Annotated in this window: 17 protein-coding genes and 1 riboswitch; of the genes, 9 read left to right on the top strand and 8 right to left on the bottom strand. The window is 60.3% G+C overall.

Going from position 1 to position 15,424, the window contains the following annotated elements; translation table 11 throughout:
* The first annotated feature begins 95 nt into the window (after nt 1-95).
* On the top strand, nt 96-860 hold the full coding sequence (locus tag FHT73_RS24735) for an SURF1 family protein (RefSeq protein WP_183715543.1): 765 nt from the start codon (nt 96-98) through the stop codon (nt 858-860).
* A 34-nt stretch (nt 861-894) separates the two neighbouring features.
* On the opposite strand, the gene FHT73_RS24730 is transcribed toward FHT73_RS24735, so the two are convergent.
* Nucleotides 895-1,461 (bottom strand): histidine phosphatase family protein, encoded by a 567-nt coding sequence (locus tag FHT73_RS24730; protein ID WP_183715541.1) that lies wholly within the window; start codon nt 1,459-1,461, stop codon nt 895-897.
* Between the two features lie 112 nt (nt 1,462-1,573).
* Nucleotides 1,574-1,646, top strand: a riboswitch (cobalamin riboswitch).
* A gap of 58 nt (nt 1,647-1,704) precedes the next feature.
* Here FHT73_RS24730 and FHT73_RS24725 point away from each other — a divergent pair.
* From FHT73_RS24725 to FHT73_RS24715, 3 genes are read left to right on the top strand one after another with little or no spacing between them, the layout of a single operon-like run.
* Nucleotides 1,705-1,914, top strand: a complete 210-nt coding sequence (locus FHT73_RS24725; protein WP_015338334.1) for a CbtB-domain containing protein — start codon at nt 1,705-1,707, stop codon at nt 1,912-1,914.
* 12 nt (nt 1,915-1,926) lie between these two features.
* On the top strand, nt 1,927-2,667 hold the full coding sequence (locus FHT73_RS24720; protein WP_183715539.1) for a CbtA family protein: 741 nt from the start codon (nt 1,927-1,929) through the stop codon (nt 2,665-2,667).
* A 34-nt stretch (nt 2,668-2,701) separates the two neighbouring features.
* Nucleotides 2,702-3,328 carry a hypothetical protein gene (locus FHT73_RS24715; RefSeq protein ID WP_183715537.1) on the top strand — a complete coding sequence of 209 codons (627 nt, stop codon included), beginning with the start codon at nt 2,702-2,704 and terminating at the stop codon, nt 3,326-3,328.
* A 66-nt stretch (nt 3,329-3,394) separates the two neighbouring features.
* Here FHT73_RS24715 and FHT73_RS24710 read toward each other — a convergent pair whose 3' ends face one another.
* Nucleotides 3,395-3,703 (bottom strand): hypothetical protein, encoded by a 309-nt coding sequence (locus FHT73_RS24710; RefSeq protein ID WP_015338331.1) that lies wholly within the window; start codon nt 3,701-3,703, stop codon nt 3,395-3,397.
* Between the two features lie 240 nt (nt 3,704-3,943).
* On the opposite strand from FHT73_RS24710, the gene FHT73_RS24705 reads away from it, so the two are divergent.
* The gene (locus tag FHT73_RS24705; RefSeq protein WP_183715535.1) at nt 3,944-5,551 is read left to right on the top strand and encodes an inorganic phosphate transporter; all 1,608 of its coding nucleotides are present in this window, start codon (nt 3,944-3,946) and stop codon (nt 5,549-5,551) included.
* Nucleotides 5,552-5,691: 140 nt separating this feature from the next.
* On the opposite strand, the gene FHT73_RS24700 is transcribed toward FHT73_RS24705, so the two are convergent.
* From FHT73_RS24700 to FHT73_RS24675, 6 genes are all read right to left on the bottom strand, one after another.
* Entirely contained in the window at nt 5,692-6,135 is a 444-nt protein-coding gene (locus tag FHT73_RS24700) for a MucR family transcriptional regulator (RefSeq protein ID WP_246712219.1), read from the bottom strand.
* A 191-nt stretch (nt 6,136-6,326) separates the two neighbouring features.
* A complete protein-coding gene (locus FHT73_RS24695) occupies nt 6,327-6,893 on the bottom strand; it encodes a helix-turn-helix domain-containing protein (RefSeq protein WP_183715533.1) in 567 nt (188 codons plus the stop codon).
* Between the two features lie 46 nt (nt 6,894-6,939).
* Nucleotides 6,940-7,680, bottom strand: a complete 741-nt coding sequence (locus FHT73_RS24690) for an EAL domain-containing protein (RefSeq protein ID WP_246712218.1) — start codon at nt 7,678-7,680, stop codon at nt 6,940-6,942.
* 37 nt (nt 7,681-7,717) lie between these two features.
* Nucleotides 7,718-7,873: a hypothetical protein gene (locus FHT73_RS24685; protein ID WP_183715530.1), complete on the bottom strand. Its 156-nt coding sequence runs from the start codon at nt 7,871-7,873 to the stop codon at nt 7,718-7,720.
* 186 nt (nt 7,874-8,059) lie between these two features.
* On the bottom strand, nt 8,060-8,899 hold the full coding sequence (locus FHT73_RS24680; protein WP_183715528.1) for a TIM barrel protein: 840 nt from the start codon (nt 8,897-8,899) through the stop codon (nt 8,060-8,062).
* 203 nt (nt 8,900-9,102) lie between these two features.
* Entirely contained in the window at nt 9,103-10,980 is a 1,878-nt protein-coding gene (locus FHT73_RS24675; RefSeq protein WP_183715526.1) for an adenine deaminase C-terminal domain-containing protein, read from the bottom strand.
* Between the two features lie 330 nt (nt 10,981-11,310).
* Between FHT73_RS24675 and FHT73_RS24670 the strand changes: the two genes are divergently transcribed.
* The 4 genes from FHT73_RS24670 to FHT73_RS24655 are packed head-to-tail and all read left to right on the top strand — an operon-like array spanning nt 11,311 to nt 15,015.
* On the top strand, nt 11,311-12,288 hold the full coding sequence (locus FHT73_RS24670; protein ID WP_246712222.1) for an ABC transporter substrate-binding protein: 978 nt from the start codon (nt 11,311-11,313) through the stop codon (nt 12,286-12,288).
* A 46-nt stretch (nt 12,289-12,334) separates the two neighbouring features.
* A complete protein-coding gene (locus FHT73_RS24665; RefSeq protein WP_183715522.1) occupies nt 12,335-13,159 on the top strand; it encodes an ABC transporter permease in 825 nt (274 codons plus the stop codon).
* Nucleotides 13,159-13,950: an ABC transporter permease gene (locus FHT73_RS24660; protein WP_112338559.1), complete on the top strand. Its 792-nt coding sequence runs from the start codon at nt 13,159-13,161 to the stop codon at nt 13,948-13,950. Before FHT73_RS24665 ends, FHT73_RS24660 begins: the two co-directional genes overlap by 1 nt.
* Before the next feature lie 6 nt (nt 13,951-13,956).
* Complete coding sequence (locus FHT73_RS24655; RefSeq protein WP_183715520.1) at nt 13,957-15,015, top strand: ABC transporter ATP-binding protein; 1,059 nt, start codon at nt 13,957-13,959, stop codon at nt 15,013-15,015.
* The last annotated feature ends 409 nt before the right edge of the window (nt 15,016-15,424 follow it).

Here is a 15,424-nt window from a genome sequence, read left to right as displayed (position 1 = left end):
GCCGCAGCCAAATCTTCCCGACCGCGCATGAGCTTCAGCGAAGAGTGTTGAACCGCCCGAAATCATGCGTCAGCGCGTCCCCGGAGACCTGCGCCATGACCGATATTTCCTCGAACACATCTCAGGGCAAGCCGCGCTCGACGCTTAACCTTATCATCTGGGTATCGCTGCTTCTGCTCCTGACCGCCCTTCTCATCGGCCTCGGCACCTGGCAAGTGAAGCGGCTGCACTGGAAGCTGGATCTGATCGCCAGGGTCGATGCGCGCGTGCATGCGCCGGCGGTTCAGGCACCCGGCCCGGCGCAATGGGCCAATATCACGGCCGAAAACTCCGAATACAAGCATGTCCAGGCGAGCGGCACTTTCCTCAACGACAGGCAAGCACAGGTCTATGCCTCGACTGTGCTCGGCGCGGGCTATTGGGTGCTGACGCCGCTGAAGCTTGCAAACGGCACGATCATCATCGTCAACCGCGGCTTCGTTCCCACAGAGAAGCGCAATCCGACGACGCGCGCCGAAGGTGAGCTTTCCGGGGAGACTACGGTGACCGGCCTGCTGCGGATGAGCGAGCCTCAAGGCACGCTGCTGCGTTCGAACGTGCCGGCGGAGGAGCGCTGGTATTCACGCGACGTGACAGCCATCGCCGAGGCTCGGGGGCTGCAGAATGTAGCGCCCTACTTCATCGATGCCGACGATGCGAAAAATCCCGGCGGATTGCCCGTGGGCGGGCTGACGCAGATCACCTTCCACAACAGCCATCTCGTCTATGCCATCACCTGGTATGGACTGGCTGCCATGACATTGGGGCTGGCCGTCTATCTCGTCCATTTCGAGAGGCAGCGGGCAAAAGCGGCCCGCTGAGGACTGGAGCGTCGCATTTTTGCTGGAATTGGCCTTAGATCGTCATTTTCGGGAAGCGAAGCTGCCAGCGTCGGCCGTCGCTCGTCATCTCGACAATCCCGAACGGCTCGACATCAACAGCCCAGAATGCTGCGGGCGGCGCCTGCAAGGCCTGCAGGATGGCAGCGCGAATGACGCTCGCATGAGTGATGACGACGATATGGCCGGTATCGTCGATGTGATTCCCCATCCATTCGCCCACACGCTTCATGACCGCCGACAGGGTTTCGCCCCCATGCGGCGCCACCGACGTATCCGTCATCCAGAGCGCCAGGGACTCCGCATCCCTTTCATGCAGTCCGGCAAGGGATTGCCCGCGCCAGTCGCCATAATCGCATTCGCGCAGGGCGACGTCCGGGATAGCATCGAGGCCGAGGACGGTGGCGGTCTGGCGGGCACGCAAAGCCGGGCTCGCCCAAACCCGGTCGATTGCCCCGAGCCCGAAGGATAAGGATTGAGCCTGCTGAGCCGCCTTCGCCTCCAAGGGTTCGTCATCCGGAAAGCAGCCGTTCCGATGGGCTTGCGTCGCCCCATGACAAATCCAGCTCAAACGCGTTTTCATAAGATTCCTCTGTTTCCATCCCCTGCCGCGCTCTTGTCGCGATTTCGCATCGCTGTGGCGCTTGATTGACAATCATATTGGCAGATAGCTATAAACTTGCACTTGCGGGTGTGGAAGCCGGTGGAATCCCGGCGCGGTCGCGCCACTGTAATCGATGACGGAAACTTCGCCCTCGAGAGCCAGACCCTTCCCGCAAAAACCCTTCCGCAAATGGAACGCGCTTTTCTTAACGAGGGAAATACAATGTCCGACACCACTTTCGCCCCATCCGCAGTTCCGCAGCCGATCCCGCTCGGCCAAATCCTGCCCTGGGCCATTTTCGCCGGCCTTCTGATGCTGCTCGCGATCTATTTCATCGGCGCAGAAGAAGGCGCGACCTCGCTCATCTCGGGCATGTATGTGCACGAGTTCGTGCATGACGCCCGTCACCTTCTCGGCTTCCCCTGCCACTAAGGGGTTAAGCACATGGTTGGACGTCTTTTGCTCCGCGGCATGATCGTCGGGGCCCTTGCCGGTATTTTCGTTTTTGCATTCGCCCACATCTTCGGCGAACCGCTGGTCGACTGGGCCATCGGCTTTGAAGAAAAGGCCGCGCAGGCAGCCGGCGAAGCACCGGAACCGGAAATCGTCAGCCGCGCCACCCAGGCGGGCATCGGCCTTTTCACCGGCAGCGTGATCTTTTCGACCGCAATAGGCGGATTGTTCGCGCTGGTCTTCTCGTTCGTCTACGGCCGCATCAGCCCCTTGGGTGCGCGCGGCACGGCGGCGCTGCTCGCGCTCGCCGCTTTCGTGACGATCTCGCTCGTGCCCGACATCAAGTATCCGGCAAATCCGCCGGCCGTCGGCAATCCTGATACGATCGGCGCAAGAACAGAACTGTTCTTCATCATGATCGTTGCCTCCGTCGTCGGCATGATCGTCGCGGTGGGCTTCGCACGCAGGCTGGCGGCGCGATATGGTTCCTGGAACGGTGCGATCATTGCCGGCATCGGCTACATCGTCTTCGTCGCGCTGATCCAATATCTGCTTCCCTCGATCAACGAAGTGCCCGAGCAATTCTCGGCCGTCGTACTCTGGCGTTTTCGCATCACCTCGCTCGGCATGCACGCCATCCTCTGGACGACGCTCGGCCTTGCCTTCGGAGCCTGGGCGGAACGCCAGTTGCCGCAGACGCGCTACGGCAATGCGGCCCTGCGCCGGGCTTAGTGTGGTAAATAGATCGCATCCCGCGCATGACAACATGCGCGGGACACGCCCGTATCCAGGCGGCGTCCTGTTTGCAATCTTCTGTCTCATCGTTGCGGGTTGGCCGGCTTCGGTTGCCGCGCATGGCGGCGGCTCCTCCGGCAGCCAGGCTGGCATCCCGATTCCAAGTCTTACCCATGGCGAGATGGCAGTGATCGCTCCCTATTACGGGCGGATCATCTCGATTGCCGAGAGCGTATCGGATACCGACGAAACCTTCCGCCGTCTCTTGAACTTTGCGCAGATCCAACGTGCTTATTGCCTATGGGGCCTGATGCCGGGCAGCGTCAGCGACGAGGAAAGCCCGTTCAACGAATGCTCCCACGCCTACCTCGCCGCGGCGAAGGCGGTGCTGCTGCAGATGCGCGTCATGAAAGTGGAGAAGGCATCGGTCGACGATCTCGTCTCCGATATCGACGCGACACTCGTGCGCAACAATCTCTCGCTCGTCCTGTGCAAATTCAGCGGCGAGAGCTTCAATACGGCCGATCTCATCCGGCCAAAGCTTGCCGACATCGCACTCCATGCGAAAAGCCTTGCTGCGATCTTATCGGCCAGCCTGCTCGTTCTTGCGGGCCTCTGGCTCGGAGCGCGCGCGTTACGGCCGCAAGCTCAGCCTTAAGAACCGCATTTTTTCGGAACTGCCCTCAACAAAACACCGCCGCAAGATGCGGCGGTGCTTCTGATCTTACCAGTAGTGCGGGCGATCGCGCCAGCGGCCGTCGCCCCAGCCATCACGATGATGGCGATGGCCGTGCCAGCCCCATGGCGGCGGCGGTGGCGGCCTGTAGTAACCCCAGCGCCGGGGCGGCGGACCCCAGCGATTGGGGCGGCATTCGCCCCAGCGCGTCAGGTGCCAGCCACGACCGCAGGCATAGTCAACTTTCACAATCGGCACGGAGGCCGTTGACCCAACGGCCGGGATAGGCATTGCCTCTGCCGAAGATACAACCAAGCTGCCGAACAAGGCAGCAATGGCAATCACGGACGATCTCATATTAATGGCCCTCTATCCAAGTCCCTTACATGGGGATTTAACCCCCGAAGGTATGAACGCCGGCTGAACCGAAAATGGCCTTTTGGGGGCAAAATCAAGATCAGCCCGAGAATCTGCCGGCAGTTTGAACGGGCTAGGCACTGCCCGCATTTGCAGTTCGCCGCAGCCTGTTCCCGCGTCACGAGAGTTTCATGAACGAGGCTTACACCGGCAATATCCATTGCAATAAGGGAGTTCGGGATGGTCGACCTCGTTTCAAACAATGCGGAAGGCGGCAATGCCGACCATCCGATTCATGGCGCAGGCAGCTCGGCAAAATGGTTTCTGCCGCTCTTCGGCATCGTCGTCCTGGCCGGCCTCGTCTATGTCGCCTACGCTCTCGGCAGCGATCTTGCAGAGGCCGCCGCAGTTCCGTGGATATTACTCGGGCTGGCGCTGCTGATCGCGCTCGGCTTCGAATTCGTCAACGGCTTCCACGATACCGCCAACGCCGTTGCCACCGTCATCTATACCCGCTCGCTGCCGGCGGAGTTCGCCGTCATCTGGTCGGGCTTCTTCAACTTCCTCGGTGTTTTGACTTCTTCCGGCGCCGTCGCCTTCGGCATCCTGGCGCTGCTGCCGGTCGAGCTCATCCTGCAGGTCGGCTCCGGCTCCGGTCTCGCGATGGTCTTCGCCCTGTTGACCGCCGCCATCATCTGGAATCTCGGCACCTGGTATCTCGGCCTACCGGCCTCGAGCTCACATACACTTGTCGGCTCGATCATCGGCGTCGGCCTCGCCAACCAGTTCCTGGCACCCGCCGGCTCCGCCACCAGCGGTGTCGACTGGTCGCAGGCAAGCAGCGTCGGCATGTCGCTGCTCTTGTCGCCGATCATCGGCTTTGCCATGGCCGCCCTATTGCTGCTGGTCGCCAAGGTGCTGATCCGCAACAAGGAGCTCTACGAAGCGCCGAAGGGCAATGCACCGCCTCCGCTCTGGATCCGCGGCCTGCTGATCTTCACCTGCACCGGCGTGAGCTTCGCCCATGGTTCGAATGACGGCCAGAAGGGCATGGGCCTGATCATGCTCATCCTCATCGGCCTCGTACCGACCGCCTTCGCGCTGAATAAGACGCCCGACGTGAACTATCTCGAAGCCTATAAAGCTGCCTCGACGCAAGTCGAGACGGTACTCGGCAAATATGTGAAGCCGGGCGTTGCCGCACCGGCCGATCCGAAGGCCGCCGTCAGCAGCGCCGTAAAGACCAAGACCTGGACGGATGCGACGACGCCAGCTCTCCAAGCATATATTCATGCCACGAGTGCTGAGATCGCGGCCTATCCAAGCGTCGAGAAGCTGCCGAACGGGCTCGTCGGCAACGTTCGTAACGATATCTATCTGATCGGTGAATCGCTGAAATTGATCGACAAGCAGAAGCTGCTGCCGATGAGCGCCGAGGACCTGAAGGCCGTGACCAACTATCACGCCGCCGTCGATCACGCGACCAAGTTCATCCCGCTCTGGGTGAAGGTTGCCGTGGCGCTGGCGCTCGGCCTCGGCACCATGGTCGGCTGGAAACGCATCGTCGTGACCGTCGGCGAAAAGATCGGCAAGACGCATCTGACCTACGGCCAGGGTGCTGCCGCCGAAGTCGTCGCCATGCTGACCATCGGCGCCGCCGACCATCTCGGCCTGCCGGTATCGACGACGCACGTCCTGTCCTCCGGCGTCGCCGGCACCATGGCGGCAAACGGTTCCGGCCTGCAGTGGTCGACGGTGCGCAACATGCTGATGGCCTGGATCCTGACGCTGCCGGCCTCGATCACACTGGCCTTCGTGCTGTTCATCGTGCTGCGCCAGGTCTTCTGATCGACGGCGGAGAATATTCCCGAAGACGATGGCGCCCTGACGAGGGCGCCATTTTGTTTGCAGCATTGCGCGGACGAATTCTCACGGAGCACACAAGCAGCGCCGGTCAAGCGCGTGCGAAACGCCTGTTCCGAAATTGCTCAGTCGACGGTTTCCCTTTTGTTGCCGTTCGCACCGAGGCCGGAAATCTTGGCAAGCTCCGAACGACGATTGGCATAATTCTGCGCCACCATCGGGTAGTTGGGGGCAAGCCCCCATTTCTGCCTGTATTCCTCGGGCGTCATGCCATAATGCACGCGCAAATGACGCTTCAGCGTCTTGAAGCGTTTGCCGTCTTCGAGGCAGACGATGTAGTCGTTCGTCACCGATTTCTTCAAATCCACAGCCGGCACCAGATTGGCGCGCTCGACGATGGAAGCCGACCCATCCAATGTTAGCAACACCTCATGAATGTCCTTGATCAGCCTGGGAAGGCTGTGGATGGGAACGGCATTATGGCTGACATAGGCCGAAACGATCTTCACGCAGCCATCGAACAAGGAAGGCTTCGGCGGAGCGGGGGTTTTTGTCTCGAAAGAATCCATGATCTTTTCCCGGATCTCATTGGTTCCTCGTGCGCCGCCCCGCTCGAATTGCATCATGTGCCATACCCGCGGACGGACATCGCACCGTTTCGATGTGCGCCCTGTTTCGGGGCGCTGTCCCGGTTCGATAACCGGGGCTCAATGCGTCCGCATCAAATGCGTACGCAATTACAGCCGGTAGCTTCCGCCTCCTATCTCGTATCCGCAGCAGACTGCGGCGGTTCGTCGGCAGGGTCCGCGAAGTAGACCGCCAGCTTGTTACAAAGGGTGACGAGCGGCATGCCAAGCATGAACGCCGTGTGAGTGGGATCTCCGCCGCAATGCTGCAAAGTCTGGAGAATGAGCTTGCGCTCGACATCCTCCATCGTCTGGCCGACCAGTGTTTTGACGGCGGCATCCACGGGTTCGTGCAGTGATTGGCCATCGCCAAGATGGAGAGCAATCTCCTCGAGCAATCGATTTTCACTTGCGGTCACGATGACGACATCATCGGCATGACCGCCGAGTTCACATAAGACATAGAGACCCGTCTCGGCATCGATAGTCACGCGGCCCACCGCCTCGCCGGCCTGATCGCAAATGAGGACATGTGGGCCTGCTCCGCCGACGAAAGTGGCGGACAACTCACCGCCGCTTCCGGAGAAGACGATGCGAAGCCGGCTGACCAGGGCGCGCAGCAATGTCTTCGTCTTGAGTTCGCTCGCCGCACGCGCCGCCGATATCTGATAGGCCGATGTGAAAGCCAGTCGGTGCATCATGGCATCACCTGCAGAGCGAGAACGACAGGCTCCGGTGCGCAACTGTTCATGCCACCCCCCGCAAGACAGCTTTGCGCTTATGACGTCGAAGCCGCGCCAGGGAAACCGGCCTCGAAAGCAGGAAACCCTGGACATGCGTTGCGCCCGCCTCCTGCGCGGCATTGAGTTGAGCGCCGGTTTCAATCCCCTCGACGACGACAAAAGGAGCGAAACAGGATGCAAAACCGACGATGTGGGAGAGGCTATTGCTTCCGTCGCGGCCAGGCCTGTTATCCCAGACAAAGGCTGCATCAATCTTGACGATATCTGCAGGCACCTGCAGCAGCGATGCCGGCGTGGCAAACCCAGACCCGAAATCATCGATCGCGATACGACAACCGAGAGCACTAATCATCTTCATGCGTTCGATGGATGCGCCGACGACCGGATAGCTTTCGGTGATCTCAATGACGAGCCGCGAGGCAAGTTCCGATCGGCGGCTGATTCGGCCGAACACATCGGCAAACCGATCCGAATGCGACAGGCTGGTGGCGGAGAGATTGAAACCAAGAACCAGCGTCTCATCCGCAGCCAGGTCGGACAGCACCATATCCAGAATACGCAGATCGAGATCGAACCAGCGATCCTGGCGTTCAAGGAGCGAAACGAACGTGCCGGCCGTATGCACGGTTCCGTCCGAGTCCGTTACGCGCGCCAGGCTTTCGGCATAGAACGTCTTACCGGGATTTGCCGCATCGTGAATCCATTGCGCGGCAAAACCCAGCCCGCCCGCGGCGATTGCCTTCAAGATCCGGGCTCCGTGTCTCTCTTCCTCGCGACTTGCGTTACCGTTCATCGGGCCTCCCTTTCGGGGCGAAGCGGCAAAGCAGCGGGAAGCCGGAAGCAGCAGCCGAGCGCGGCGCATATCGCGTCCAAACATAGGACTTCAGATAGCTATAATTTGCCTCTTCCATCTTCCAGACACCCTCGACCTCAATCATTGAGGCTTCCCTTCATCGAGCTGGAAATATTGCGCCGAAGACCGTAGTCAACCGGCGAGGATATGCGTACGAGATAGTTATTTAATAATTGCTAATAGACTAATTAACGATCGCTGCAAAAGTCAATCTCCGTGCGGCACTCTTCCTTTCAACTAAATTAAAATATTAATGCTCTTCAACAATTATTCACCATTTGGGGCGGGACCACCAGCCACTTCGCTTCGCAGACTGTAGAGCCAAACCTAAATGTGACAAATCCTTGTGCCACAATCTTTCCCATTCCAGGCTCACGATACCGCTATAGCCATCGGCGTCGAGCACCGAACGCAGCGCCGCCATCGGGAACTCGCCGGTGCCAGGCTGTACATAACTGTAGGGCAGCCTAGGCCCCGGCCGGGAAACGCTGTCCTTGACATGGAGATGGTGCGTATTGCGACGAACCTGCCTCCAGGTTTCGACGGGATCCTGCCCGCCCTTGCGCCAAGTGTGATGTGTATCCCATATCAGCGCGCAATCTGGGGCTATTTCAAGGAAGCGCGGGATGGCGTCCGGCAGTGCTAGGAAATTATGGGTTTCGATGACCATATCAGCACGAAAGCCTTCGCGCACGGCGATCTCACGCCACCATTGCAGCGTGGCCAGCGCCTCGGCCAGCTCGCCCTCATCGGCGGTTTCACCACCATCGAAAACCCTGAGCGAACGAACGCCGGCGGCCTCCGCCCAAGGAAGGTGGCGCAGGAACTCTTCCTTCGCCTGGGCTGTCGCACCGACCAGACGCAGCGAAGTATTGAAGGCGCAGACGCCTACGGCAGAGCCTTCCAGCACCTTGGCCAAGCTTGCGGGAGAGCCGAATCTGTCCGTGAAATAGGCGACGAGATCGATGGTGCTCCCAAGGGCTCGGATTTCTATCGCATCGATGCCGTGGTTTGCCGCCAGTTCGAGGGCTTCGACCAGTTCCAATTCCGCACATCCCAAAGTGGAAAATGCCGATGTTATTCGCGGCGCATGACTATCAAGTGCAATCACCAGAGCCTCCTCCGCCCTGTTGCCGGCTACCGCCGCTTAACGTGCCCGTGAACACGCCCAGCCTCCACAGCTTGCCGCTCGACATAAGTAACCGGACGGATAATTAAGAAGCTGGCTTCCACCGTCAAGCGCGGATTACAGGGCCGCCCTCATCAACCTTCTATACCGTAAGGCGGATATTCCGAATGGTTTGGCAGATATCCCTACCAGACGATCGGGTGAGTTTCGCCGGTCGCGACATTGACGAAACCTTCCGGCGCCCTTTCGGAGGGAGCGACCAGCACCCAGCGCCAGGGCGCGCAGGTGAGCGTTGCAAAGGAAAGCCGTTCGGGAAAGCCCGGCCACCAGCGCGGCGAGAACGTCGGCTCATACATCCAGTCGATCTCCGCCCCGGCCTTATACAGCGCCTGCATCTCCGCATCCAGCTCCTCGGCCGAGCGCGCGGTCATCAGACCGCCGACTTCATAGCGAACGCGGGCGACGACCTTGCCGCCCGAGACCAGTACCCAGCCGCCCTGCTGCTCCTTCAGCGCGTTGGCGACCAGGGCCATGGCTTCATCGGAGGAACCGACCACCCAGATATTGTGCTTGTCATGGCCGAGCGTGGCGCCGAGCGCAGTATCCGGCGTGCGCGGGCCTGTTCCCAGCCAGAACATGCGCGCGACCTTGGCCTCGCCGGAAAAGCGGTCGACGATCGCGAATTTCGTGACGTTGCGATCATGGTCACGCTCAACGGCGCCATCGCGGACCGGCAGATCCATGGTGATGAAATCATCGGCCCAGTGGAACGGCCGCAGCAGCGCAGCTTTCGCCGTGTCGGCATCCGACGGGGCGGCGATGCGAAAATCCTCAGCCGAGACTGTTCTATCGATCCGGACCGTCTTCGTCGCCCAATCCGGCCAGTCGATCTCGGGGCGAACGCCGACGAAGGTCTTGCCTTCGGATGCCGGCTTGCCATCGGCCCAGACATTGGCGATCGACAGTGTTTTCACATCATCCAGTAACACAATATCGGCAAAGCGGCCGGGCGCTATCGAGCCGACCCATGGAGTCAGGCGCATGTGGCGGGCGGGATTGATCGTCACGCATTGAATGGCGATTTCCGGCGCCAGCCCATTCTCGATTGCCAGGCGGACATTATAATCCGTGGCACCCATCTTCAGGGTATCGCTGGCGCTGCGATCGTCGGTGACGAAGGCGATCTGCGACCAGTCGGACAATCCTTTCTCGATCAGGCCCTTGATGACCTCGGGCAGGGAATGAGGTCTAAGCTCGATGAACAGGCCATGCGTCAGCTTTTCCCAGATCTCCTCCAGGAACCAGCCTTCGTGATCGGAAGCGAGGCCAGCGCCGGCAAAGGCATTGATCGACGGCAGATCACGCAGGCCCGCGCCGTGACCTTCGACCACGCCGCGCTGCTCGAACGTCGCGCGGATCATTCCCCAGAGACGATCGTAAGCCGGATTCTCCGGGTTGCTGACCGAGGGCCAGTCCATGACCTCGTCAAGGCCGGCCACCATCAGGCTCTCATTGAGAAAGGACTTCTGCTCGTCATAGCCGAAATGACCGCCGCCCCATTCGTAAGCGGTCGGCGGAACGGCCGATCCCGGCAGGGGGAATATCTTCATCGGCGAGCCGCGGCGGCGGGCCTCGAGCCAGAATTCCAGATTGCGGGCGCCATTGACGTTAGAGAATTCGTGGCTCGCTTCACAGGTCCAGGTGACACCATGCGGCATGACCAAGGCCGCTTCCCATTCCGGCGTCAGATGCGAGCTTTCGATATGCTTGTGGGCCTCGCCGAAACCGGGAACGGCTGCGAGATGCGGCTCGTGCACGCGCTCGCTCACCTCGCCCTGATAACTGCCGGCAGGGCCGACATAGGCGATCCGCCGGCCCTTGATGACGACTTCCTGATCGTCCAGCCAGCTGCGGCTATGCACATCCAAAAGCCTGCCGACGCGCAGCAGGCGATCTGCCGGACGGCGGCCGAGCGCGGTCAACGTCAAATCCTGACGGATCAGCACTTCGTCCGCCGCATTGATCAGCAGATCGTCGGGAAGCTTTGTTTTCGGGGATGTCATGAGACGCATGCCTGGCAGTGAAATCGATCAGCCGAGGGTAAAGATGACACACGAGCCTGTAAAGCCGACCGAATCGGATCAAGGAAGCCTAATGATCTCAGGCGCTTCAATAAGCCAGTATTGTGCACGACGACACTGGATATTCATCCTATCAAAGGCAAAAACCACCACCCTGCCCATTTGTTGGGCTTGTAAAGCCGGTGCTCGAAAAATAGTATCCTGCAAGCTTGAAACATATGCCCGATTTCACTCACCAAAAGGATTTCGAGAATGAACGGCCTCACCCTTGCCCGTGTCGCGGGATTTGCTTTCCTTGCCGCGGCAACCGCCATGCCGGCCTTCGCTCAAGCAAAGACGCTGACCGTTTCCTGGTGGGGCTATAATGGCGAGAAGATGCAGGCCAATATCATCGAGCCCTTCAAGAAGATCTGCGGCTGCGACGTGGTCTTCGAAACCGGCAACAATGCCGATCGCTTGAACAAGCTGAAGCTGCGCAGCGGCAAGGGCGTCGACGTCATCTATCTCACAGACAGCTATTCGCAGCTTGGCATCCAGCAGGGCCTCTTCCAGGAAGTCGACCGGAGCAAGATCCCGAACCTTGCCGATCTCTACGATATCGCCAAGGCGCCGCAGGGCGATTACGGCCCCGCCTACACGATCGGCCGCATCGGTATCGTCTATGATACGGCGAAGGTGAACCCGCCGATCACCTCCTGGAACGATCTGTGGCGCGACGACCTGAAGGGCGCCATTTCGTTGCCCGGCATCACCACGACAGGCGGGCCGCTGACGGTGCTCCAAGCCGGCAAGCATGCCGGCGTCGATTCCTATGCCGATGCTGACAAGGCGTTTGAGGCCATCGAGACGCTGAAGCCAAATGTCGTCAAGAACTACAATACCGGCTCCGAGCTGGTGAACCTGATCTCGACGGGTGAGGCCAAGGTGGCGATGACGCAGGATTTTGTTCTGTCATCGTTGCGATCAGCCGTTCCTACGATGGCCTGGGCCGACTTGAAGGAAGGCGACATCGCCGTCCTCAACACGGTCAATATTCCGAAGGGCTCGGAAAACGTCGAGCTTGCGCATCAGTTCATCAACTTCGTTCTATCGAAGGACGTACAACAGGCCGAAGCCGAACAGGGTGTCGATGCACCGGTCTCGACCAAGGTGGCGCTGCCGCCGGAAAAGGCCAAGCTATGGACCTACGGCGCCGAGATGATCGCCAAGCTCAGCCGGATCGACTATCAGAAGCTGATCGAGGCGCAGCCGGACTGGGTCGATCGCTGGAACGAGATCTTCGGCATGTAACAGGGCATGCCGCACACTCCCGCGGCGTTCTCACGGAATTTAGTTGATGAAGCATTTGATGAAATGGGGGTTGGCGACGCCGGCGATCGTAGCCGTAACGCTGTTCCTGCTCGTTCCCGTCGTCATTACGATCGCAGCGACCTTCGGCGAACCCAAGGGGGTGTTCTCCCCCTATGTCGCTTTCTTCTCCAGCGGTTTTCGCCGAACCGTGCTCTTCAGGACAATTGAGGTTGCTCTCATTACGACGGCAATCTCGCTGCTTATCGGCTTCATCGCCGCCTATGTCATCGCGCAGATGCCGGGCCGCGCCAAGAGCGTGATGATCATCGCCGCCGTCTTTCCGCTGCTGACCGGCGTCGTCGTGCGCTCCTTCGCCTGGCTGATCATTCTCGGCAAGAACGGCATTCTCAACACCATCCTCCTGTCGATCGGCGTCATCAGCGAGCCGCTCTCGATGCTCTACACCGAGGGCTCGGTCATCGTCGCGATGGTCTATCTCTTCGTGCCCTTGATGATCCTGACCCTTGTCGGCGTGCTTGAGGGCATACCGCAGGATCTTATCCAGGCGGCGACATCGCTGGGTGCCACGCCGGCTGCGACCTTTCGCCAGGTCATCCTGCCCCTTGCCACGCCCGGCCTCATCGTCGGCGCAGTGCTGGTTTTCACCGGCAGTTTCACCTCCTACGCCACGCCGCAGCTGCTCGGCGGCGAAAAGCAGATGATGATGGGCACCTTCCTCTATCAGCGCGCCATGGTCACCTTCGACTGGGTCGGCGCCTCGACGATCGCCGCCATCATGGTTGTCGTCACGATCGGCATTGTCGCGATCATGAGCCGTCTCGCGCGACGGCTGAACCCGATGGCGGTGTGATCATGACAAGAACGGCCCATCCCGCGCTCATCGCTTTCACCGCCCTCGTCTTCCTCTTCCTGCTGGCGCCGCTCGTCATCATTATCGGCGCCGCCTTCAGCGACACGACCTATCTCACCTTCCCGCCGCAGGGCCTGACGCTGCACTGGTTCTCCAACATCTTCCGGATCGAGGCCTTCCGCACGACAGCGATCACCAGCCTGGAGCTCGCCTTCCTCGGAACGGCGCTGTCGCTGCTGATCGGCATTCCCGCCGCCTATGCCATCAGCCGCTACAGGGTCGAGTTGCCGCGCTGGCTTTCGACGCTCTTCGTCCTGCCGATCCTCGTTCCGGAAATCGTCTTCGGCTTTTCGCTGATGAAATCGATCACGATCGGGCTTGGACTGCCGATCTTTCCGAGCCTCCTGATCGGCCATGCGCTGCTGGTGCTGCCGTATTCGGTGCGCGTCGTCAGCGCCAGTCTCGCGAGTTTCGATTTCTCGATCGAGGAGGCTGCCATCAGCCTCGGCTGCCCGCCGCTCAAGACCTTCCTGACCGTGGTGCTGCCGAACATCCGCGCCGGCGTCATCGCCGCCTTCATCCTCGCCTTTATCACCTCCATCAACGATGTCTCCGTCTCGGTCTTCCTGACAGGCCCTGGCATATCCACTCTTCCGATCCAGATTCTTGCCCATATGGAGCAGTTCTTCGACCCGACCATCGCCTCGGTTTCCGTGCTGTTGATGCTCGTGACCGTCGCCGTGATGGCGATCGTCGAAGCCACCCTGGGGCTCACCTTCCTGACAAAGTAGCCGTCCGTGACCGTATCGCTCTCCATCAATTCCATCAGCGCCCATTACGGCAAGACAGCCGTTCTGCAGGATCTTTCGCTTTTCGTCGCGGCTGGAGAACTCGTCTCGCTGCTCGGCTCGAGCGGCTGCGGCAAGACGACGACGCTGCGGCTCGTTGCCGGTTTCCTGCAGCCGACCAGCGGCACGATCAAGCTCGGCGACCGCGACCTGACGACGCTGCCTGCGCACGCAAGGGATATCGGCCTGGTGTTCCAGAACTATGCGCTGTTTCCGCATCTGACGGTGCTCGAGAACGTCGCCTTCGGCCTCAAGCAGCGCCGCCTGCCGACGAGGGAGCGCCTCGCGAAGGCCGGCGCCATGCTGGAGCGCGTCGGTCTTTCCGGCCTCGGTGACCGCCTGCCCGGCGCCCTCTCCGGCGGCCAAAAGCAGCGCGTCGCGCTCGCCCGCGCCCTCGTCATCGAACCGCCGCTCCTCATGTTCGATGAGCCGCTATCCAATCTTGATGCGAAGCTCCGGGTCGATATGCGCGTGGAAATCCGCCAGCTGCAGCGCGCCAACGGCACAACCTCGCTCTACGTGACGCACGATCAGGAAGAAGCCTTCTCGATCTCGGATCGCGTCGCCATCATGAATGCCGGCCGCATCATGCAGCTCGATACGCCCGAGACCCTCTACCGCAAGCCTGCCAACAGCTTCGTCGCCCGCTTCGTCGGTTTTGAGAATCTGCTGCCGTTGCGTGTTGTTGAGCGAGAGAGCGCCGTCGTCATTGCCGAGGCTGCAGGCGGCGCAAGGATCGCGCTGTCTCAGGAAGATTTCGGTCCGATTCCAGACAGCTGCATTCTTGGCTGCCGTGCGGATGGTCTTTCGGTCCGACGTAAAGGCAACGGCCTGCCCGCGGTTCTGGGAACACGCACTTATCTCGGCCGCGCCTATCAGTATCAATGTGAGACGGCGGCCGGCGCCATCGTCGCCAATGGCCCCTTATCGGAGCCGATGACGGCTGGAAGCGGCGCGGTGCTGGTGCCCGTGCCGGAGCAATGCTGCATTCTGGAACCCGAAGAATAAGATGCACGTTGATCTGGGATCTCGAGGTACGATTGGTTTCCGCGCCCACGATATTGTTCTTGGGGAGGATGCGCTTTGTTTTGGGGCAGGCTTTGGAGTTTTGTGCCTTGCGGGGTGTGTTTGGCTGCTTTCGGGCCGCTGGCGAGGCGTTGAATGTTCGATGCGTAACCAAATAGAGAAAGCCCGCGTGATGCGGGCTTTTTTGTATTTGGTTTTGTGGGCAGGCTTTGAGCCGTTCGCGTTGCTCACCCTTGCGGTTATGGTCCTGAGGCGGGAGGATCTAGCATCGCCATTGAAGATGAAGTCTTCGCGCCCTTGATAGCTGATCTTTGTGATTGTAAATTTTGGTTGCGGGGGCAGGATTTGAACCTGCGGCCTTCAGGTTATGAGCCTGACGAGCTACCGGGCT

This window comes from Rhizobium sp. BK098 (assembly GCF_014193155.1).
In the GTDB taxonomy this organism is placed as follows: domain Bacteria; phylum Pseudomonadota; class Alphaproteobacteria; order Rhizobiales; family Rhizobiaceae; genus Rhizobium.
The sequence above is the reverse complement of the archived record's forward strand: the minus strand, read 5'-3'. Positions and strand labels throughout refer to the sequence as shown.